Genomic DNA, 21,378 nt, shown 5'->3' on the forward strand with positions numbered 1-21,378 from the left:
TAGAAGGCATTCAGGAAATTTATACGTTCGATCAGGTACCCGGTGCCAAACATTGGCGTGAACTGCTGGGCTTGGCAAACCCCGCCGATATAGCCAATTTAGAACCTTACAAAGCCGCCGTAACCCCCGAGGATTTATTAACCATTATTTATACCTCTGGCACTACCGGCAACCCCAAAGGGGTAATGCTTACCCATAATAACTTAATCAGCAATATTAAAGCTACCATGGCTTATGTGCCCGTCGATCACCGGCACCGGGCCTTAAGCTTTTTGCCGCTTTGCCATATTTACGAGCGCATGCTTACAGGCTTGTATTTTACGGTAGGCGTATCTATTTATTTTGCCGAAAGCATGGAGGTGATTGCGGATAATTTAAAAGAAGTAAAACCGCACGTGTTTTCTACGGTGCCGCGGCTGCTAGAAAAAGTTTACGAAAAAATTGTAGGTAAAGGCATGGACCTGACGGGTGTAAAACGGAAGCTTTTTTTCTGGGCACTGGAGCTAGGTTTAAAATACGATAATCAGAACCGCACGGCCTGGTACAATGCCCAGTTGGCCTTGGCAAATAAGTTGATTTTTAATAAATGGCGTGAGGCCCTGGGCGGGAATGTGATTGCCATTGTATCGGGAGGGGCAGCGTTACAGCCGCGGCTGGCGCGGGTTTTCTGGGCCGCCCAAATACGGGTAATGGAAGGCTACGGGCTTACCGAAACCTCGCCGGTAATGGCGGTAAACCGGCACAACCCCGACGAAAACGTAATTGGCACCGTAGGGCCGCTGGTTGATGATGTAGAAGTAAAAATTGCCGCCGATGGCGAAATAATAACCCGCGGACCTTGTGTAATGAAAGGATATTACAAACGCCCCGACCTGACCGCCGAAGTGATTGACAAAGATGGCTGGTTCCATACCGGCGACATTGGCGAGTTTATACAGGGCAAGTACCTGAAAATTACCGATCGCAAAAAAGAAATGTTTAAGACCTCGGGTGGTAAATATATTGCGCCGCAGGCCATTGAAAACAAATTGAAAGAGTCGCTGGTAATAGAGCAGGCAATGGTAGTGGGCGAAGGACAAAAATTTCCGTCGGTGCTGATTGTACCTTCTTTCCCCAACCTGCAGGATTGGTGCAAACTACATAATATTCCTTATACCTCCGATGCCGAAATGATTCAGCATCCGGAAGTAAGGGCCAAATTCAAAAAGGAAATAAATAAGTTTAACGAGAGCTTTGCCCAGTGGGAGCAGGTGAAAAAGTTTGAATTGTTGCCGCAACTATGGAGCATAGAAAGCGGTGAATTAACGGCTAAGCTAAGTGTTAAACGTAAAGTTATTTACAATAATTACCGCCACATTATTGAGGGGCTTTATAAGTAATTATTCGGATTTATGGTAGAAGGCCCTTTGCTGTTGCTTATTATTGGGCTAAGCATTGCATTTATTGTTTTTAGTACAGCGGTTTTAAAAATGCACCCTTTCCTGGCCTTGTTGCTGGCCTGTTTTGGGGTAGGAGTATTGGTTGGGATGCCGTTGCCCACTATTGGTACCACTATTACTAGCGGTTTTGGCAGTTTACTGGGATCTATTGGATTGGTGGTGGTGTTGGGCAGTATTATTGGGGTAGCCCTGGAACAATCGGGCGCCGCTTTGCGCCTGGCCGATGCTGTTTTAAAAGCGGTGGGGCCCACCAAGCCTACTTTAGCGATGTCGGTAATTGGTTTGGTGGTGGGTATTCCGGTCTTTTGCGATTCGGGTTTTATTCTGTTGTCGGGTATTAACCGGGCCTTGGCGCAACGCAGCAAGGTAGCAACCGGTTCGTTAAGCATTGGCCTGGCTTCGGGATTATATACGTCACATACTTTAATTCCGCCTACGCCTGGCCCCATTGCGGCGGCGGGTAATCTGGGCGCATCAGAATATTTGGGTACCATTATCGTGGTGGGTTTACTTCTCTCGATACCCGTAATGGCAGTAGCTTATTTTTATGCCTTATTTGCAGGCCGGCACCTGGGGCCGGTTCCCGCCGAAAATATACCTGCTACGTCCGAAAAAATACCGTTATTTTACCAGGACTGGGCTGGTCGGTAGCGCCTATTTTATTACCTATTTTATTAATTGCGTTGGCTTCGGTGCAAGCGGTGGTGCCCCTGCCGCCAGCAGTGGCGGCAAGTATTGCGTTTGTTGGTACACCTTTGGTAGCGTTGTTACTGGGCGTAGGTTTATGCTTTTTTCTGGTACCTAACCGGAGCGGCGCAGGTTTTACCAATTGGGTAAGCGAAGGCTTAAAACAAGCCGGACCCATTTTAATATTAACCGGTGCCGGCGGTGCTTTTGGGGCTGTTTTAAAAGCCACGCCGGTCGCTGATCTGGTTAGTGCCTGGTTAACTACCGATGCCTCTTCGGGAAGCTATTTATTAATAGGTGGCTTCTTGGTAGCCGCTTTACTTAAAACAGCCCAGGGGTCTACTACCTCGGCCCTGGTTATTACGTCGTCTATGCTGGCACCGCTTTTGGTATCCGCCGGTTTCGCCTCAGCCTTAGAACTTAGTTTATTGGTAATGGCTATTGGCGCCGGTGCCATGGTGGTTTCGCACTCCAACGATTCTTATTTCTGGGTAATTAATCAGTTTAGTGGCCTTTCAGTAAAAGAAGCGTACAAAGGTTTTACTGTTGTTACGTTGTTGCAAGGCGTTACCGCACTTCTGTTTATTGTAGTCGGCTTTTACCTGTTTTGTTAAAGCTGGCATCCGGCACCCATAATTAAAATCTGTGCCTGGGGCTAACTTTAGTAAGATTTATTGCTCCGGGAATCCACGTGTAGCAATCAAACCAATATTTCCTTCGCATTCGCATGTTAAAGCCGCATATGGGCTTAATCCATGAGTTGATTAGATAACTTAAAAGATTTTCGTCCTTTCTGGGCTGTAGAATGGCCTGGTAAAAACTATTTGCGGGCGCAACCCAGACGAATATTTATCTCTAATAATGCACCTCAACCTTGTACAAGAGATAAAAAAAATCTAAAAGTAGTATGCAAGCATAACAATTTTTTATATATTTGGTATAACCAGATATAAGAAACAGTGGCGGCATGAAACCAGAAGAAACAGTAGATTACAATGTAAAGGTTTGTTGGCATGCTATTTCCCGGATGTATAATACAGAGGCGGCCCAACACGATATTACTACTTCAATTGGGTTTGTATTGCTGAATATTGACCCCCAGGAAGGCTCGCCGGCGACTAAAATTGCGCCGCTCCTGGGCCTGGAAGCCCGCAGCCTTACCCGTTTGCTAAAGAGCCTGGAAGAAAAAGGCCTTATTTACAAACAAGGTGATTTAAAAGATAAACGCTCGGTGCGCATTTTCCTGACCGAAAATGGCTTGGAGAAAAGAGAAATATCGCGGCAAACCGTGCGGCATTTTAATCAGAAAGTACGGGAAAAAATACCGGAAAAAGAGCTGGCTACTTTTTTTAAAGTTATTGGTCAGATTAATAAAATGATAGATAACAAGAATATTTTCTAATGATCGGCTTTACAAAAGGTCATTAACCTAAACAACTAGCAAGTTAAGGAAAGTTGAGAAAAATATCTTGATACTTATGCCTAAATAAAAATATGAAAAGAATTATTAAAAAAGTGGCTGTATTGGGTTCGGGGATTATGGGTTCCCGGATTGCCTGTCATTTTGCCAATATTGGATTGCCGGTTTTGCTACTGGATATGGTGCCAAGAGAGTTAGCCGCTGAAGAAGCGGAACGAGGTTTAACCCTCGACCACCCGGCGGTAAAAAACCGGATTGTAAACAGTTCGTTGCAAACCGCCGTTGGTGCTAATCCGTCGCCGCTTTACAAAAAAACGGCCAGTAGCTTTATTACCACCGGGAACTTTACCGATAATTTAAAAGACATTGCTACCTGCGACTGGGTTATTGAAGTAGTGGTGGAGAATCTGAAAATAAAGCAGTCTTTGTTCGAGCAGGTAGAACAGTTCCGCAAGCCCGGTACTTTAATTACATCTAATACTTCGGGAATTCCGATTCATTTGATGGCGGCCGGTCGCTCCGACGATTTCCGGAAACACTTTTGCGGTACGCACTTTTTTAACCCGCCCCGTTACCTGAAGTTACTAGAAATTATTCCAACGACCGATACCGATGCCGAAGTAATTAAATTTTTGTTGCATTACGGCGATTTATACTTGGGCAAAACCACGGTATTAGCCAAAGACACGCCGGCCTTTATTGCTAATCGCGTGGGCATATTTGGCATTATGGATGCTTTTAACCAGATGCAGCGCCTGGATCTCACCATCGACGAAGTAGACCGTATTACTGGTCCGGTGATAGGCCGGCCTAAATCAGCTACTTTCCGCACCCTGGACGTAGTGGGATTGGATACTCTCGCCAAAGTAGCGCAAGGCTTGTACCAAACCGGCACTAACGACGAAGCCCGCGAATTGTTCCAACTGCCGCCTTACGTGCAGCAGATGCTCGATAAAAAAATGTTGGGCGATAAAACACAAGGCGGTTTTTACAAGAAAACCAAAAATGCCCGCGGCGAAACCGAAATATTAACCCTGAATCTGCAAACCTTAGCGTACGAACCCAAGCAGAAAGTAAGGTTTGCCAGCCTGGAGCAATTAAAGCCTATCGAAAGTTTAAAGCCCCGCTTGCAGGCATTTTACCAAACCACCGATAAAGCCGGCGAATTTTTCCGGGCTACTTCGCACGGGTTATTCCGGTACGTTTCTAACCGCATTCCAGAAATATCCGACGAACTCTACCGCATAGATGATGCCCTACGCGCCGGCTTTGGATGGGATATGGGGCCATTTGAATTATGGGATACTCTGGGTGTAGCCGACACGGTTCGGGCCATGGAAGCCGAAGGACAAAAGCCGGCGGCCTGGGTGTACGAAATGTTGGAAAACGGCAACCATACTTTTTACCAAGTAGAAAAAGGCCAACGTAGATACTACGACCTCGCCTCTAAAACTTACCAGGCCATACCGGGCACCGAAAGTTTTATTATTCTGGAAAATTACCGCCAGAGCAACGTAGTCTGGAAAAATGCTGGCGCTACTTTATTCGATATAGGCGATGGTATTCTAAACCTGGAGTTTCATACCAAAATGAACACCATGGGCGGCGAAGTGGCGCAAGGTTTGAATAAAGCGGTAGAAATTGCCGAGAAAGACTTTAGAGGATTGGTGGTAGGCAACGATGCCCCTAATTTTTCGGCGGGCGCTAACTTAGCCTTGCTGTACCTGTATGCCCTCGACCAAGATTACGACGAAATAAACCTCATGATCCGGCAGTTTCAGAACACCATGATGCGGATGCGCTACAGTTCTATACCGGTAGTAGCGGCCCCGCACGGCTTAACTTTAGGTGGCGGCTGCGAACTTTGCCTACACGCCGATAAAGTGCAAGCTGCGGCTGAATCGTACATTGGCCTGGTAGAGTTTGGTGTTGGTTTAATACCGGCCGGCGGGGGCACCAAAGAAATGGTTTTACGCACCGCCGATGCATTTGAAGAAGGTGATCCGGAATACAACAGCTTGCGCAACACCTTTACCACCATTGCCATGGCCAAGGTTTCTACGTCGGCGCACGAAGCGTTTGATTATAAGTTTCTGCGCCGCGGCGATGCCATTACCATTAATAACAACCGCTTAATTTCCGAAGCCAAGCAAGCCGCCCTGGACTTAGCCGAGGCAGGTTATACCCAACCTGTTCAACGCAAAGATATAAAAGTACTGGGGCGCGGCGCTTTGGGTATGTTTATTACCGGCGTTTACGCCATGTTCGACGGCCATTACATTACCGAGCACGATCGCAAAATCGCCAACAAACTGGCCTACGTCATGTGCGGCGGCGATTTATCGGCCCCGGCCTTGGTATCGGAACAATATTTACTCGATCTGGAGCGGGAAGCGTTTTTATCCCTAACCGGCGAACGCAAAACCCTGGAGCGCATTAAAAGCATTTTAACGGGTGGTAAACCGTTGAGGAATTAGGAAGGAGAGTTAATGATTATGAATTTAAAAGATTATTGCTATTCTCTTTTTTCTCCGTCATTCTGAAAGAATCTTCTGATGAGCCTGGATAGCCAAAGCTAAGTAGATGTGGAACAAAAACTACTTCGTTTATATCACAACTAATCCAGGGAGAACAGTTTTCTATGTGGGTATGACGAATAATTTGGAAAGAAGAATATTGCAATACCGTGTAGAACAAAGGAAAGCCTGAAACAATTGCTGGGAAATATTACTGCTACAACCTGGTTTATTACGAAAGACATACCAATGCCAACCATGCCATCGAAAGAGAAAATGAGATAAAGCTGATGAACAGAGAGGGAAAAGAAAAATGATCAAAATAGATAATCCAAAAATGCTGTTCCTGCAGATTTTTGTTTGAATAAATACAGGTAATAAAATGCTTGCAAAGAGCAGATGCTGCCCGGGTTTAATCAGAAGATTCTTTCAGAATGACGGAGGTTTCTTATTCCTGAACTATGAAGTGAAGAATAGGCCATCTGAAACAAGAATTATTAATAGTAAACCTTATCTGATGGCCGATTAGATTCTTTCAGGATAATATGAGAAAAGGACTGGTATCGCCAGCAAAACTGTCTAAAGGCAATTAAGTGTCTGATAGTTTGTGAGATTGAAAGTATTCATAAAATTTAGAGAGGAGTCGAATAATCGAACCTCTAATATCAAATATCTAAAAACTAAAAATATGCAAAATGCTTATATCGTAGCCGGCTACCGGTCGGCAGTAACCAAAGCCAACCGGGGCGGCTTCCGGTTTATGCGCCCCGACGACTTGGCCGCCGAAGTCATCAGGTATTTGCTGGCTTCGGTACCCCAACTAGACCCCGAACGGGTAGATGATCTAATTGTGGGCAATGCCGTACCGGAAGCGGAGCAGGGGCTGCAAATGGGCCGCATGATTGCCTTGTTGTCGTTGCCGGTAAGTGTATCGGGCATGACCGTGAATCGCTACTGTGGGTCGGGGATTGAAACCATTGCCATTGCCACCAGCAAAATTGCCGCAGGCCAAGCTGATTGTATTATTGCCGGCGGTACCGAATCCATGTCGCTGGTGCCAACGGTGGGGTACAAAACCGTGCCCAATTTTAATCTGGCCCAAAAACACCCGGAATATTTCCTGAGCATGGGTTTAACCGCCGAAGCCGTAGCCAAAGACTATAACGTAACCCGCGAAGACCAGGACAAATTTGCCTATAATTCGCACCAGAAAGCCATTAAAGCCATAGAAGCCGGTTTATTTCAAGAACAGATTGTGCCCATAACGGTAGAGGAGACTTATGTAGACGACAACGGCAAAAAGAAAACCCGCAGCTACACCGTTGATACCGATGAAGGCCCACGGGCCGATACGTCGCTGGATAAACTAGCCAAACTCAAACCGGTTTTTGCCCTGAACGGCACTGTAACTGCCGGTAATGCCTCGCAAACTTCCGATGGGGCCGCTTTTGTGTTGGTAATGAGTGAGCGACTGGTAAAAGAACTTAACCTGGAACCCATTGCCCGCCTCGTTACCTATGCTTCTGGTGGGGTAGACCCGCGCATTATGGGCATGGGGCCCATTGCCGCCGTACCCAAAGCCCTCGAAAAAGCCGGCATGAAACTCAACGACATTGATTTATTCGAAATTAACGAAGCCTTTGCCGCCCAAACTTTAGCCGTAATCCGGCACCTGGATATTCCAGAAGAAAAACTAAACGTGAGTGGCGGGGCCATTGCTACCGGTCACCCGTTGGGTTGCTCGGGCGCCAAACTCAGCATTCAGCAATGGCACGAACTCCGCCGCCGTAACCAAAAGTACGGCCTGGTGACGGCCTGCGTTGGCGGTGGCCAAGGCGTAGCGGGGATATATGAGTTGTTGCGTTAGATGCTGTTGGGATAAAGGTAGAAGGATAAAGGAGGAAAGATCAATAATTCTTATGCATAATTCCCGAGAATTGCGGGTGTGGAAGGAAGGTATCCAAATCGCTAAAAATGTTTATCTCATTTCTGCCAATTCCCCAAAGGACGAGAAGTATGGTTTAACCGCTCAAATTAGGCGAGCGGCAGTTTCTATTCCTTCTAATATTGCCGAAGGAGCAGGAAGAGACTCAAATAAAGAATTAGCTCATTTCCTGAACATAGCCTTAGGTTCCGCTTATGAACTGGAAACACAATAGATTTTAGCCCAGGATTTTGGCGTTATTTCAAACTTGGAACTTGTGTCATTGGTAGAGAAACTTGTTCTGTTGCAAATAATGATTAGCAGCTTTAAAGCGAATATCGTTTCAAAGTAATAATCCTTTATCCTTCTACCGTCTTCTTTTATCAAACTAAAAAACTAATTACCATGAACATACAAAGCAAAACCTTAAAAGGCGGCGAGTTTATCATTAAAGAAACTGAGGCTGCCGAAATATTTACCCCCGAAGAATTTGACGAAGAACAGCGAATGATGGCCGAAACGGGTTTACAGTTTGTTCAAACCGAAGTGAACCCGTTGTTAGACCGGCTGGACAACCACGAAGAAGGCCTAATGGAAGGCTTGATGAAAAAAGCTGGCGAACTAGGATTATTTGCCGTGTCGTTGCCAGCCGAATACGGTGGTTTTGAGAAGGATTTTAACACCTCGTTGCTGGTTACCGAATCGGTAGGCGGTGGGCATTCGTTTCCGGTGGCTTTTGCAGCCCACACCGGTATTGGTATTTTGCCCATCCTGTACTTTGGCAACGACGAGCAGAAGCAGAAATATTTGCCCAAACTGGCGTCCGGCGAGTGGGTTGCCGCCTACTGCTTAACCGAACCGGGTTCGGGCTCCGATGCTTTAGCCGCCAAAACCAAAGCCGTGCTGGATGCTGCCGGCGAAAACTACATTTTGAATGGACAGAAAATGTGGATCACCAATGCCGGTTTTGCGGATGTATTTATTGTATTTGCGCAGGTAGACGGCGATAAATTTACCGGCTTTATTGTGGAGCGCGCAACCGAAGGCTTAAGCTTGGGCAACGAAGAACACAAAATGGGCATTAAAGGCTCGTCTACGCGGCAGGTATTTTTTACCGACTGTAAAGTGCCGAAAGAAAATGTGCTCGGCGAAATTGGCAAAGGCCACTTAATTGCTTTTAATATTTTAAACCTCGGCCGGATTAAATTAGGCGCCGCCACCTTGGGCGCGGCCAAAAAAGTAGCCAACCTATCGGTAAAATATGCCAATGAGCGGGTACAGTTTAAGCTGCCTATCTCTAAGTTTGGTGCTATCCGGTATAAACTTGCCGAGCAAGCCGTACGCATCTATGCCATGGAATCGGCATTGTACCGCTGCGGCATGGATATCCATAATAAAGAACAAGAATTGCTAGCGGCCGGTAAACCTTTTTCCGAAGCCCTATTGGGTGCTGCCAAAGAATTTGCCGTGGAATGCGCCATTTTAAAAGTAGAAGGCTCCGAAGTGCTGGATTATGTGGTAGATGAAGGGGTGCAGATATACGGTGGTTACGGTTTTTCGGCCGATTACCCCATGGACCGGGCTTACCGTGACTCCCGCATTAACCGCATTTTTGAAGGCACCAACGAAATAAACCGCATGCTGGTGGTAGACATGATTCTGAAGAAAGCCTTAAAAGGAGAGTTAGATTTAATGGGCCCGGCCAAAGCAGTACAAGACGAACTGCTGAGCATCCCGGATTTTGGCGACGAAGCAGAAGGAATATTTACCGCCGAGAAAAAAATAATCCGGAACCTGAAAAAAGCTATTTTGCTCGTAGCCGGTACGGCCGTACAAAAATTTATGATGACCCTGGAAAAAGAACAGGAAATACTCATGAATATTGCCGATATGGCTATTAAAACCTATGTAGCCGAGTCGACGTTGTTGCGGGTAGAAAAGCTAATAAACCAACAAGGGGAGGAGGCCGCTGCCCGCCAAACAGATATTGCTTTGGTTTATTTATACGAAGCCTTAGATAAAATTTACGCGGCCGGTAAAGAGGCAATTAGTGCTATGGGCGAAGGCGGCGACGAGCAGAAGTTATTGTTTATTGGGTTAAAACGCTTTACCAAGGCCGAACTTTACAATACCAAAGAAGCCCGCCGTCGTGTTGCTGCTACTTTAATCCAAGCCGACGAGTACGTGTATTGAGGTAGTAGAATTTAGATTTAAATAATCTGATTCATCCTCTAAAATCTAGGTGCTGTGGCTAATTTCAAAGCAGAACGGCACCTGGATTTTTATTTGTTTTAAAGCTATCTCATTTTATCTCTTTTTGTCGTTTTACCTGCACAGTTCGAGCCAGTTATATGATGCAGGTAAATGACTTAAATATTGATGCAGATATTTTACCGTTGTTTAACTTCACAAACAACGATTATGCCGCCGCTGAATTAAAGAAATTATTCCGGGAAATCCCCGCATCAGTAGAGGCGGTTACCGAAAGACAACAAATACTACAAGGCTTTCTGCAGAACTGGGCTATTCTGGAAAATTTTACGTACCCGCGCCTGTATTTAAATGAGGTCTATGCCCTGTTTCAAAAAATAATGGCGGGTTCTTTTAATCAGGGTACATTGGGTCTGAAAGCCCGGGTGCGTTTGCATTTCTCCGAAACCCAGCGCAATCAGAAAAAATCACAGTTAATTCAGGTAGTGTTGCTGCTCGATAATATTTACCGGCGTTACTTGTTACGGCTTGATAAAGCTAAATTTCCGGCGGCGTTTAAACAACACCTGGAACAAGGACTACTTTTTCTAGGTAATTTAAATTTGCCCAGGTATGCTGGCCTTATTACCGAAGATAAACTTTCGATTACCGATGTATTGGCCTTTTACCAAAAGTTACATCATTTATCGTCAGTTGAGGTAACAACTTTCTGGCAATTTTTCTTTTCTTTTGAAGCTTATTATTCAATAGCGCGCGCTATCCGGCAGTATCATTTTTCTTTTCCCGCGTTCCAGGCGCAGCAGTTTATGCTCCAGGCATTCTATCATCCACTGGTGCCCAACCCCGTAAAAAACAATATTTGTTTAAATCCCGAAGAAAATACTGTATTACTCACGGGGCCAAATATGTCAGGAAAATCTACTTTGCTAAAAGCGGTGGGTTTGTGCGTGTACCTGGCGCATATTGGTTTAGCCGTGCCCGCTACCTCTTGCCAAATACCGTTTTACGACAATATTGCCATTCATATAAATGTGAATGATAGCCTCCGGAACGGCTACAGCCATTTTATGGCCGAAATCATAAACCTAAAAATTGTGCTGGAAGCGGCAAATGCCGGTGAAAAGTGCTTTGCCATATTCGACGAATTATTTAAAGGCACCAACATTGATGATGCCCAGGAAATAACGCTTACTACCATTAATGGCCTTACTAAATTAAATAATTCCTTGTTTTTTGTTTCTACTCATTTAATCCATCTGCAAAATCAATTGCCCAGTGCTACTCCTGCCATTGGTAAATATTACATCGATTGCCAACTGGAAGCCGGCGCACCGTTGTTTACTTATGCTTTAAAAAAAGGCTGGTCAGATTTAAAAATTGGTAAAATTTTGTTTCAAAAAGAAGGCTTAACCCAATTGTTAGGTAAGCTTTAAAAGGTAAGTGTTTCGCTTTTAAATTAAATATCAATTACCGGGTAGTAATTTTATTTAGTTGTAATGTGCTGGCTTTTTTTGCCGGTTTGGTTACCGCTATTATTGTTTTTTCATCGAGCCACGCCGTAAATTCTTTCTGGTAAGGTAAGGCTTGGTTGGCCGTGATATTTAAACCTAATGGTTTGGGGGCAGCCGTAGTACCTTTGGTAATATCTATTTTCCGGAGGTATAAATCGGTTTTGTTGTTCAGGGTTTCCAGGGTAAGCAGGTGCAGGTCGTTACCAGCCAGGTTGGCTTTATAAGAGATAGAAACAAAACCTTCGTTGGCCGGGGCTACCTGATTTTTATTTACTACCGAGTGCCAGGTTGGGTTCATAAATTCGTCGTAGGTAAAGAGGTGCAGCTCGCGGGCATTAAATGGTAAACGGGGCCCTTCGTTAAATTTCTTTTCGGCAATTACCAGTACTTTTTTATCGGGACTTACTACTATCTCCGATAGATAAATATCTTCGAGGCGGGAAATAACCGCACCAGAAGCTTTACTCAGCTTATTTAAATCGGCCAGGTATTGCGGCGTAAATCTAAACTCCGGGGCATACTTCATTTCGCCGGACCGGAAATCAAACTTAATTACTTTTAGACTGTAAAAATCGCCGGTTTTTTCATCGGCGCACAGGGCTGCTCCATACACGCTACTATCTTGTTGCAAGGCAAAATTGGTATCAAACACATAAACTTTTTTTCCTTCAAATACCCCGCCTATCTGAATATCCATGCCTTTTATTTCCTGGCTTTGGTTGGTGTAGCGGCGCACCGAAAGCTTGGTGGCATTATCGGTAATAAGGGAGGCATATTGGTTGCCGGCATTGTCTATTTTTATAGTTGCCGATTGAATACCATTTATGTCGCTGAAGTTGTAAGTGCGCTCTTTTATTTGGTTTAAATTACCATCTAGTAAATGCGCTTTTATTGCTTTTAATTGGGCTTGCTGGTGTTCGTAGGCGTAAGCCACTAAATGGTTGCCATTCTGAGAAAAAGCAGTTCCAATCCGGCGGCTTTTTGCCGGTGCTTCTACTATTTTTTTCCCTTCCGATTTTTTGCCGGTTTTTAAATCTAGGGTATAGCCCATTAAAGTTTGAATACCCGCCTCCTGGTTATTTTGATGCACCAGTACCAATACCTGCTGACCATTGTGGGTAAAAGCTTCTATGTCTTCAGAGGCAGTTAAAGGAAAAGGAACTTCCCAGAGTTTCTTTAAATCAGAAGTGTAATAGGCAACGGCATACGTGCGCTCGGCTTTTCTGGACAGAACTACCAAATCGCGGTTATTAACGGGCAAGGTTTTGGTTTTTATGCGCTGGTAATATTGGTCTTCCGATTGGTCGGGCAAGGTGGTAAATGCAACAGAACGTGACCGACTTTGGCCAAAACCAGGGTTAATGCCGCTGCCCAATAAAATAACCCCTATTAACACCTGCCAAAATATAGCTACCTTGGTTCCCTGCATAAGCTTAACCACTTTAATATATTATTAATTTTTTGCAAATATAAAGGTTAAATAAACTACAAATGCTAACCTATGGGTTAGGCTACCTGCCAAGGACCAAAACTGGCAGCCGGAAATTATAATTAGAAACCGCCTGACTAACGACTTTTGTACTACCTTTAAAAATATTTTTTGCCCTCCAAGCACTTTAGCGCAACTTGGCCCCAGAGTAAGAAACCGTTAAACGCTGCAAAAATTGTAAAAAGCACATTGAAAAAATTGAAATTTTTTTCAAAAGCTATATAAATATTATTATTTCTAATAGGATTTTAATTTTCAATTGTTTTAATTTTTTTAATAAAAAACAAATATATTTGCATATTAAATAATCATGAGGAAAAGGGTTTAAAATATTTGTAACATTTATTTTTTAAAAGAGTAAATGTAAGCCCTGCGTTTAAATACATATTAAAAGAATAAATGCAGGTATAAATACTTAAAGAAGTAGAGATAGGGCATCATGGCAGGTTTACACTATTAACTTAACCTAAAGTTAATAGCAAAAACGTAGTTGAGAGCGTAGTATTACTATTAACTTTTTGTGAGCGTAATCTGAAACATTTAAATTATTATGAAATTAGCTTTTAAGGTTTTGCTTTTGATCGTACTGATAGTAATTGGTAAATGGGAGAAAGAAAATCATTTATTAAGTAAAAGAACCAAAAGTGTTTATAGCCCTGTATATTCTCAGAATACAGATTTAAATGTAAATTCTAAGATGCTCCCCGGGCAAGAAATCCAGAAAATATCGGTTAATTACAACAACTACTAACAATATCGGCTGGTCTGCTCGGCCAGCCAAAATCTTCTCTTTCTTTTTTAGCTAATTCGGCTCCAGTTTACCGCTTTTTTGTGCAAAGACTGGATATGGCGGCGTATATTCTCGTTTTGCGGCTGTTCTAATTGCGGGTCTTGTTCTAATAAGGCCTGCGCCGCAGCCCGCGATTCCTGCAATATTTTAGCATCTTTCGATAAGTCGGAGATCAGCAGGTCTAGCACACCACTTTGCTGGGTACCCATTAAATCGCCGGGGCCCCGCAGTTTTAGATCGATGTCGGCAATTTCAAAACCATTGTTGGTGCGTACCATGGTTTCGAGCCGGATTTTACTTTCTTTGCTTAATTTATAACTCGTCATTAAAACGCAGTAAGACTGCTCGGCGCCCCGGCCTACGCGGCCCCGCAACTGGTGCAACTGCGATAAGCCAAATCGCTCGGCACTTTCTATTACCATTACCGAAGCATTGGGTACGTTTACCCCTACTTCAATCACGGTAGTAGCCACCATAATCTGGGTTTCGTTTTTAACAAATCGCTGCATTTCAAAGTCCTTGTCCTGGGGCTTCATTTTACCGTGTACCATGCTTATTTTGTACTCCGGAAAAGCCCGCTGCACACTTTCGTAGCCATCCATCAAATCTTTGTAATCCATGGTTTCAGATTCTTCGATTAATGGGTACACCATATACACCTGGCGACCTAGTTTTATTTGCTCCCGCAAAAAGCCAAATACCCGCAGCCGGTGGGCATCGTAGCGGTGCACGGTTACAATTTCTTTGCGCCCGGCCGGTAACTCATCTATCAACGATACATCCAGGTCGCCGTACAAGGTCATGGCCAGCGTACGGGGTATGGGCGTAGCCGTCATGACGAGCACGTGCGGAATTACCTGCGGGTTTTTTTGCCACAGCTTAGATCGTTGCGCCACCCCAAACCGGTGCTGCTCATCTATAATGCACAAACCCAAGTTCTGGAACTGCACCACATCTTCGAGCAAAGCATGGGTACCCACAATCATTTTCATTTCGCCGGATTGAAGTTGCTCATGGATTATCCGGCGTTCGCTTTGTTTAGTTGAGCCTGTTAGTTTACCCAGATTAATGCCCAATTTATCGGCGTAAACTTTTAGTCCGGTGTAGTGCTGGTCGGCTAATATTTCGGTGGGCGCCATGAGGCAGGCTTGGGCTGCGTTGTCGGTAGCCATGAGCATGGTTATAAAAGCCACAATAGTTTTACCGCTGCCTACATCGCCCTGTAAAAGCCGGTTCATTTGCTTGCCGGCGCATAAATCTTTGTAAATTTCTTTTATAACCCGTTTTTGGGCATTGGTTAAATCAAAAGTGAGGTGGTGGTTATAAAACTCCGTAAGCGTGGGTACCTGCCGGAATACTTGCCCGCGCAGCTCGGCTTTGCGCACTGTTTTTTGCCGCAACAAGCGCAACTGCACGTAAAACAACTCTTCAAATTTTAGCCGGAAACGGGCTGCCGTTAATTTATCGGTATTGGCCGGAAAATGAATTTGCAGCAACGCTTCTCTTTTAGATACCATCCGGTACTGATCAATGAGGTCGGGCGGAAGCGATTCCGGTATATTGGGTGCAGCTAGCTTTAGCAGTTCGGCCAGTATCCGGGAAATAGCCTTACTATCTAGCCGGTGATTTTTTAGCTTTTCGGTGGTGTTGTAAACGGGTTGCAGGTAGCTTTGCTCTTGTTTTACCTGGGCGGCCTCTTCCAGTTCGGGGTGGGCCATGTTTATGCGACTGTTAAATAAATTGGGTTTGCCAAAAACAATATATTCGGTGCCGGGCTTCAGGTTGGTGTTCATCCATTTTACGCCTTTAAACCAAACCAACTCCAACTCGCCGGAGCCATCGGTTAAAATGGCTGACAAACGTTGTTTGCGGCCTTCGCCCAACAATTCTTTTGATCGGATGCGGCCTTTTACCTGAATGTAAGGCAAATCTTCGTGTACTTCGGCAATCTGGTAAAACTGGGTACGGTCTAAGTACCGGAAGGGGTAATGCTGAATTAAATCGCCGTAAGTAAAAATATTAAGCTCTGTCTGGAATAAAGCTGCGCGTTGCGGCCCAACGCCTTTCAGAAACTCAATTTTTGTATTAAAAAAACCGGACACTTAAGAGAGTTGAGAGTTAAAAGTTAAGAGTGAAAAGTTGCTTTGAATGCTATAGCTTTTAGATGACATGATTTCCTGAAAAGTTAAGAGTTAAATAGCCATCGTAAATTAAATTTTTAACTCATTAACCTAAACTAACAACTATTCTTTCCATTCCAAGGTGTTAAGCAGGTGTAAAATATCGGTTTTAATGTAGTTAATTACGGGGGCCAGCGAATCGTTGGCGGTAGCCGTCCGGAAATAAAGCGCCCCCCGGAAAAAATGTTTGGTGCTATCGGTTACGTAAAACTGAAACTGCGTGGGTACCTCGCCGGTTAACTCGGCCACGTTTACATACATGCCGTTGTTGGTTTTTATTACCCCGCCTTCAATCGACTCGGCTTTAATCTGGTGCTTAATGGTTAAGGTGCGGGCGTCTTCGAGCAAATCGTTTAGCGCTTTTTTATCGTTATTTACCGCCCGGTAAGTAAGCTGCACACTCGCCTGATATTGTGGATAATAAATATTTATCCAATGGGGCAGGGCCGTGCGCGAAGAATCGCGCAGAATTTTGCTATGCGTAGAATACTCGAAATAATACGGATGTTTTTCTTTTAAGGGCTGGTACGCGTGCTCGGGCAAGTCTATGCGATTATACCCCTTGGGTTTAGGCGAATATTCTTCGCTGCCGCAAGCTGTTATAAATAACAGGCCGATAAATAACCAACCTGCCTTGTTTATTACGGCTGCCGGCCGTACACGCTTAAGAAACTCCCACATAAACTTTAACCTGCTTTACTCTTTTATTATCTGCCGATTCGATGGTAAACTTACACGTATCTAAGGCAATTTCTTCGCCGGGCTGCGGAATTTTTGAAAATAACTCTAACATGAGTCCGCCCACCGATTCGTTGTTTTTACGCACGGGTTCCAGGGTTTCGGGTTCAATACCCGTTACTTTGCAAAATTCATTTAATGAAGTTTGTCCTTCAAAAATAAACGTGTTTTCATCAATCTGCGCATATTCTACTTCTTCCTCTTCGTCAAATTCATCTTTAATTTCACCCACAATTTCTTCTACAATATCTTCGAAAGTAAGCAAACCGGCGGTGCCGCCGTACTCATCTACCACAATGGCCATGTGCACGTGCATTTCCTGAAACTCCCGCAGCAGATCGTCTATTTTTTTGCTTTCGGGTACAAAGTAAGGTGGCCGCAGCAAATGTTGCCAGGCAAAATCCGGACCATTGTCTAAATGGTTAAGAAGGTCTTTGATGTATAAAATGCCTTCTATTTTATCTACGGTTTCGGAATAAACCGGCACCCGCGAGTAGCCCCACTGGTTTATTAAAGAAAGCAGGTTATCAAAGGTAGTGGTAATATCAAAAGCAATTATATCTACGCGCGAGCGCATAACCTGCTTAACCGTGGTGGCGCTAAAATTAACGATGCCTTTTAATATTTCTTTTTCTTCGGTAGTGTTTTCGGTGGTTAAAGATGCGTCAATGGCATTTTGTAGCTCGTCGAGGCGTACCGAAGAAGGCTTACTGCGGGCTTTTTGCTCGATATAGGCACTTAGGGCCAGCAGTAATGAAATAATGGGTGCCAATATTACGCCGGCCAGGTAAATAAAACCCGACATACGGCGGGCAGTACGTAACCGGTTATGGGTAGCCCTGATTTTGGGTAGTACTTCAGCAAAAAAAGCAACCAGTATAGTTAAAACAATGCTAATGGTTAATATAGTGGCAAAGCTAAGTTTATTGCCATAAAGCCGCATAGCTACATTTAAAACCACCATTACCAAACCAACATTGATAATGTTATCCAGCACGAGCATGGTAGTAAGCAAGCGCCGCGGATTTTCTAGTAAATGAACAATGCGTTTGCAGGAGCCTTGGGAATCCTGACGGCAAGAATCCAGTTCCGTTTCGGATAAAGAGAAAAATGCTGCCTCGGCTCCGGAAACCAGAGCCGAAAGCAGCAATAAAAAAATAGTGCCTGCTGCCACAAGGGCCAGTTCCAGGCTAATAGAAGGTATTAAAGCGGAAACCGTGTATAATAAATAACTCGGAGGGTCTCCGGCATCTGTATTTCCCAAATCAGAAAATATTAGTTAAACAAATATTTAAAACGGCAGGTCGTCGGGCTCACTGTCGTAGGCGGCGCTCATCTCGGGCTTGGTGTTGTTGCCGCTGCTATACCCGTTGTTGCTTTCCTGGGCATTATTACCCTGACCATTGCCCTCGCCCCGGCTACCCAACATGGTCATGTTATCGGCTACAATTTCTATACTGTACCGCTGTATGCCTTCTTTATCCTGGTAATTATTAGAGCGTATTTTGCCTTCTATATAAACCGAATGGCCTTTTTTCAGGTATTTTTCGGCTACTTCGGCTAAGCCCCGCCAAACAACAATGTTATGCCACTCGGTGCGCTCTACTTTGTTGCCGGTTTTATCTTTATAGCTCTCGGAAGTAGCCACCGGAAAACGGGCAACTGCTACACCGCCTTCTAAATGACGGATTTCCGGGTCTTTTCCTAAGTTACCAATCAGGATCACTTTGTTTACACTGGCCATTTATTACTTGTGGTTTAAAGTTTTAGTATGTTGTTTAGGTAAATATAATTAAAAAAGCTCTTTTTTCAAATACTTATCTATCATGATTGCTTTGGGCAATTTTTCTATTTCGGTAACCGCAAATAAATTTAAACCAGCTGCCAAAGTTACTTCTTCCCTTAAACGAAACTGCAGCGGTATCAGATAAAATTTAGCGAATATTTTCTGATGCGTGAGCACATGCTTGTATACTGCTGAAATATTACCCACTGCCGGCAGCGTAGAGTAACCGGTTAAGGTTTCTAACTCGCTGGTAATTAATTCAGTGGGTAGATCGGGCGTATCGGTTTCGTGCAGGTAAAAGTCGTATAAACCTTGCCAGATATCGCTTTGGGTGCGTTTGCGCATGTAATACTGGTTTTGGTATTGCAGCACCAGGTAATGAAAATACCGTTCGCGGCCCGCTTTGGCTTTGGTTTTATGGGGCAATACCTGTACCAATCCGTTCCGGAAAGCAAAACAGGTTTGTTGCAATGGGCAAAACAAGCAATCGGGCATGTGCGGCGTGCATTGGATAGCGCCAAACTCCATAATGGCCTGGTTGTAAGTATCGGGGTTATCGGCCGGAATTAAGCTATCGGCTAATAATTGAAATGCTTTTTTACCTGCCGGCGAGGCAATATCTTCGGCCAAGCCAAATACCCGCGCCAGTACCCTAAATACGTTGCCATCGAGCACAGCTACTTTTTCTTTAAAGGCAAAAGAAGCAATAGCGGCTGCCGTGTAAGGGCCAATCCCTTTTAATTTTAATAGTTGAGCATAATTTTCCGGAAATTTGCCGTTTAGTTCCCGGGCAATATATTGGGCTGTATGGTGCATGTTGCGGGCGCGCGAATAATAACCCAGACCTTGCCAGTGCCGCAGTACTTCGTCGGGCGGCGCAACGGCCAAATCATTTACAGTAGGGTAATTGCTGATAAATGTTTGGTAATAAGGTAAGCCTTGTTTTACCCGGGTTTGCTGTAAAATAATTTCAGATAACCAGATAGCGTAAGGGTCGCGGGTTTCGCGCCAGGGCAAAGGGCGCTGGTGCCGACTGTACCAGTTAAGTAAGGCTTGGGAGAATAAAAACGACTCCGGAGAATTCATGCTGGATATTTGAAAAGTATAAAAATGTGGGCTAATGAACGGGAAATCAGCTGTTTTGCTATTTTTTTATTTAAATAGTTTTTAGTTCTTCATAAATGAAGCTACCTTTGTGCCCCGTTTAAAGCTAATAAACAATTTGTTAATGTTACGGACTTAAACGGAAAAGTAAAAAATTATATTAACCCATTTAACGAATACTGTAAAGTGACTAAAGCAGAAGTAATATCAGAAATTGCCGACAAAACAGGGATTGAAAAAGGTGACGTACAGGCTACCGTAGAGGCTTTTTTCAAAGTAGTTAAAGATTCCATGACCAACGGAAATAACATATACGTGCGTGGATTCGGCAGCTTTATCAATAAAAAACGTGCTAAAAAAGTAGCCCGGAATATTTCTAAAAACACTTCTATTATTATAGACGAACACTTTGTGCCAAGTTTTAAGCCTTCTAAATCTTTCGTACAAAAAATCAAGAATAGCAAAAAGATAAAAACTGAAGTTGTTTCTTAAGTTTTTGCTACCTTTGTAGCTTTAAAGTGTTGTAAATTAATAATTTCTATAAACCTCTGAAAGCGCTTCGTTCACAAATTCTGGTTATTGTTGCCGCCATTGTACTGGTGGTAGTGCTGTTTTCTTTGCCCAAATTTATTATCAATAAAGAAAAGAATGCCTCGTTTTCCGGGACTACAGCTACTGCCAACCGCGATAATCCGGCTGGTGCAACCAATGCCGACACCGACGACCACGAAGGGCATTTGCACGGCGATAGTGAAAGCGAGATTTCGGCAGCGCATACCAAAGCCAGTCCGGAGGCCTTAGGGAAACTAAAAGGTTTATTGGCTGATTACCGGAAAGCCGAAGCTGGTCCTGACCGGACTAAATTAGCCGAAGAAATTGCTGCACAATATACCGCCATTGCCAAATACGACAGTGCCGGCTACTATTACGAGCAGGTGGCAGCAGCCCGGCCCGGCGAAAAAATGTACCAGAAAGCGGCCGACCAATATTTTGAAGCTTTTAGTTTTGCCGCTACCGAAGACCGTTCTAAAGCTTTAGGCGCCAAAGCCCGTAGCCTCTACGACAAAGTATTGCAAAATAACCCGGCCAATCTCGATGCCAAAACTAACCTGGCTATGACCTACATTGCCACCGGCGAGCAGCCCATGCAGGGCGTGCAATTATTAAGAGAAGTAATTAATACCGACCCGAATAACCAGAAAGCTTTGTTTAACATGGGCGTTTTATCTATTCAGTCGGGGCAATACGATAAAGCTGTAGAGCGGTTCCGGCACCTGGTAGAAGTAAATCCCAAACACGTACAAGGTAATTTTTACCTGGCCGTTTGCTTAGCCGAAACCGGCAAAAAAGAAGAAGCCCGGCAGGTATTTACCAATGCTAAAAAACTGGACGCTGATCCTAGTTATCAGGCTTCTATCGATACGGAACTCGAGAAATTAAAGTAATAAAGTCAGGTAATTGCCTGGTTAGAAGAAAAATAAATTTTAACATAAAAACATTTAAATTATGCCTTGCGGAAAAAAAAGAAAGAGACATAAGATCTCAACCCACAAAAGAAAGAAACGTCTTCGGAAAAACAGACA

General features: G+C 44.2%; 17 protein-coding genes and 1 pseudogene. 12 read left to right on the forward strand and 6 right to left on the reverse strand.

Annotated features, from left to right (window positions below):
• From ACO1R6_RS14810 to ACO1R6_RS14855, 10 genes are all read left to right on the forward strand, one after another.
• A partial coding sequence (locus tag ACO1R6_RS14810; protein WP_486265690.1) for an AMP-dependent synthetase/ligase occupies positions 1 to 1,379 on the forward strand: 1,379 nt, incomplete at its 5' end.
• A gap of 12 nt (positions 1,380 to 1,391) precedes the next feature.
• Positions 1,392 to 2,090, forward strand: coding sequence for a GntP family permease (locus ACO1R6_RS14815; RefSeq protein ID WP_486265691.1), 699 nt, complete (start codon positions 1,392 to 1,394; stop codon positions 2,088 to 2,090).
• A gap of 26 nt (positions 2,091 to 2,116) precedes the next feature.
• Positions 2,117 to 2,740 carry a GntP family permease gene (locus ACO1R6_RS14820; RefSeq protein WP_486265763.1) on the forward strand — a complete coding sequence of 208 codons (624 nt, stop codon included), beginning with the start codon at positions 2,117 to 2,119 and terminating at the stop codon, positions 2,738 to 2,740.
• Between the two features lie 353 nt (positions 2,741 to 3,093).
• Positions 3,094 to 3,528 carry a MarR family winged helix-turn-helix transcriptional regulator gene (locus ACO1R6_RS14825; RefSeq protein ID WP_486265692.1) on the forward strand — a complete coding sequence of 145 codons (435 nt, stop codon included), beginning with the start codon at positions 3,094 to 3,096 and terminating at the stop codon, positions 3,526 to 3,528.
• Positions 3,529 to 3,620: 92 nt separating this feature from the next.
• Entirely contained in the window at positions 3,621 to 6,023 is a 2,403-nt protein-coding gene (locus ACO1R6_RS14830) for a 3-hydroxyacyl-CoA dehydrogenase/enoyl-CoA hydratase family protein (RefSeq protein WP_486265693.1), read from the forward strand.
• Between the two features lie 106 nt (positions 6,024 to 6,129).
• Positions 6,130 to 6,255 (forward strand): GIY-YIG nuclease family protein, encoded by a 126-nt coding sequence (locus tag ACO1R6_RS14835; RefSeq protein ID WP_486265695.1) that lies wholly within the window; start codon positions 6,130 to 6,132, stop codon positions 6,253 to 6,255.
• Positions 6,256 to 6,750: 495 nt separating this feature from the next.
• Positions 6,751 to 7,929, forward strand: a complete 1,179-nt coding sequence (locus ACO1R6_RS14840) for a thiolase family protein (protein WP_486265696.1) — start codon at positions 6,751 to 6,753, stop codon at positions 7,927 to 7,929.
• A 52-nt stretch (positions 7,930 to 7,981) separates the two neighbouring features.
• Positions 7,982 to 8,221, forward strand: a complete 240-nt coding sequence (locus ACO1R6_RS14845) for a four helix bundle protein (protein WP_486265698.1) — start codon at positions 7,982 to 7,984, stop codon at positions 8,219 to 8,221.
• Positions 8,222 to 8,391: 170 nt separating this feature from the next.
• Complete coding sequence (locus ACO1R6_RS14850; protein ID WP_486265700.1) at positions 8,392 to 10,179, forward strand: acyl-CoA dehydrogenase family protein; 1,788 nt, start codon at positions 8,392 to 8,394, stop codon at positions 10,177 to 10,179.
• Between the two features lie 158 nt (positions 10,180 to 10,337).
• A complete protein-coding gene (locus ACO1R6_RS14855) occupies positions 10,338 to 11,630 on the forward strand; it encodes a MutS-related protein (RefSeq protein WP_486265702.1) in 1,293 nt (430 codons plus the stop codon).
• A 34-nt stretch (positions 11,631 to 11,664) separates the two neighbouring features.
• Here the strand turns inward: ACO1R6_RS14855 and ACO1R6_RS14860 are convergent, their stop codons facing one another.
• From ACO1R6_RS14860 to mutY, 6 genes are all read right to left on the reverse strand, one after another.
• Complete coding sequence (locus ACO1R6_RS14860; RefSeq protein ID WP_486265704.1) at positions 11,665 to 13,137, reverse strand: hypothetical protein; 1,473 nt, start codon at positions 13,135 to 13,137, stop codon at positions 11,665 to 11,667.
• An 858-nt stretch (positions 13,138 to 13,995) separates the two neighbouring features.
• On the reverse strand, positions 13,996 to 16,089 hold the full coding sequence (gene recG, locus ACO1R6_RS14865) for an ATP-dependent DNA helicase RecG (protein WP_486265705.1): 2,094 nt from the start codon (positions 16,087 to 16,089) through the stop codon (positions 13,996 to 13,998).
• A gap of 141 nt (positions 16,090 to 16,230) precedes the next feature.
• Positions 16,231 to 16,848 (reverse strand): gliding motility lipoprotein GldD, encoded by a 618-nt coding sequence (gldD, locus tag ACO1R6_RS14870; protein ID WP_486265706.1) that lies wholly within the window; start codon positions 16,846 to 16,848, stop codon positions 16,231 to 16,233.
• The gene (gene gldE, locus ACO1R6_RS14875; RefSeq protein WP_486265707.1) at positions 16,832 to 18,169 is read right to left on the reverse strand and encodes a gliding motility-associated protein GldE; all 1,338 of its coding nucleotides are present in this window, start codon (positions 18,167 to 18,169) and stop codon (positions 16,832 to 16,834) included. The genes gldD and gldE overlap by 17 nt, the downstream gene beginning before the upstream one ends.
• Before the next feature lie 27 nt (positions 18,170 to 18,196).
• Positions 18,197 to 18,649, reverse strand: coding sequence for a single-stranded DNA-binding protein (locus ACO1R6_RS14880; RefSeq protein WP_486265708.1), 453 nt, complete (start codon positions 18,647 to 18,649; stop codon positions 18,197 to 18,199).
• Between the two features lie 48 nt (positions 18,650 to 18,697).
• Positions 18,698 to 19,777, reverse strand: a complete 1,080-nt coding sequence (mutY, locus tag ACO1R6_RS14885; protein ID WP_486265709.1) for an A/G-specific adenine glycosylase — start codon at positions 19,775 to 19,777, stop codon at positions 18,698 to 18,700.
• A 171-nt stretch (positions 19,778 to 19,948) separates the two neighbouring features.
• Here mutY and ACO1R6_RS14890 point away from each other — a divergent pair.
• Together ACO1R6_RS14890 and ACO1R6_RS14895 are read left to right on the forward strand one after the other, a co-directional pair.
• Positions 19,949 to 20,287 (forward strand): annotated as a pseudogene (locus ACO1R6_RS14890) (HU family DNA-binding protein); the annotation flags it as partial.
• Positions 20,288 to 20,412: 125 nt separating this feature from the next.
• A complete protein-coding gene (locus ACO1R6_RS14895) occupies positions 20,413 to 21,240 on the forward strand; it encodes a tetratricopeptide repeat protein (RefSeq protein ID WP_486265710.1) in 828 nt (275 codons plus the stop codon).
• Positions 21,241 to 21,378: the final 138 nt, after the last annotated feature.

This window comes from Adhaeribacter sp. (assembly GCF_057359045.1).

What these genes read in the sequence shown, in the direction of transcription:
- ACO1R6_RS14830 (WP_486265693.1), top strand. Translation starts at nt 3,621, where the DNA reads ATGAAAAGAATTATTAAAAAAGTGGCTGTATTGGGTTCGGGGATTATG.
- ACO1R6_RS14840 (WP_486265696.1), top strand. Translation starts at nt 6,751, where the DNA reads ATGCAAAATGCTTATATCGTAGCCGGCTACCGGTCGGCAGTAACCAAA.
- ACO1R6_RS14850 (WP_486265700.1), top strand. Translation starts at nt 8,392, where the DNA reads ATGAACATACAAAGCAAAACCTTAAAAGGCGGCGAGTTTATCATTAAA.
- gldD (WP_486265706.1), bottom strand. Translation starts at nt 16,848, where the DNA reads ATGTGGGAGTTTCTTAAGCGTGTACGGCCGGCAGCCGTAATAAACAAG.
- ACO1R6_RS14815 (WP_486265691.1), top strand. Translation starts at nt 1,392, where the DNA reads ATGGTAGAAGGCCCTTTGCTGTTGCTTATTATTGGGCTAAGCATTGCA.
- ACO1R6_RS14880 (WP_486265708.1), bottom strand. Translation starts at nt 18,649, where the DNA reads ATGGCCAGTGTAAACAAAGTGATCCTGATTGGTAACTTAGGAAAAGAC.
- ACO1R6_RS14855 (WP_486265702.1), top strand. Translation starts at nt 10,338, where the DNA reads ATGATGCAGGTAAATGACTTAAATATTGATGCAGATATTTTACCGTTG.
- ACO1R6_RS14835 (WP_486265695.1), top strand. Translation starts at nt 6,130, where the DNA reads ATGTGGAACAAAAACTACTTCGTTTATATCACAACTAATCCAGGGAGA.
- ACO1R6_RS14845 (WP_486265698.1), top strand. Translation starts at nt 7,982, where the DNA reads ATGCATAATTCCCGAGAATTGCGGGTGTGGAAGGAAGGTATCCAAATC.
- ACO1R6_RS14825 (WP_486265692.1), top strand. Translation starts at nt 3,094, where the DNA reads ATGAAACCAGAAGAAACAGTAGATTACAATGTAAAGGTTTGTTGGCAT.
- mutY (WP_486265709.1), bottom strand. Translation starts at nt 19,777, where the DNA reads ATGAATTCTCCGGAGTCGTTTTTATTCTCCCAAGCCTTACTTAACTGG.
- ACO1R6_RS14860 (WP_486265704.1), bottom strand. Translation starts at nt 13,137, where the DNA reads ATGCAGGGAACCAAGGTAGCTATATTTTGGCAGGTGTTAATAGGGGTT.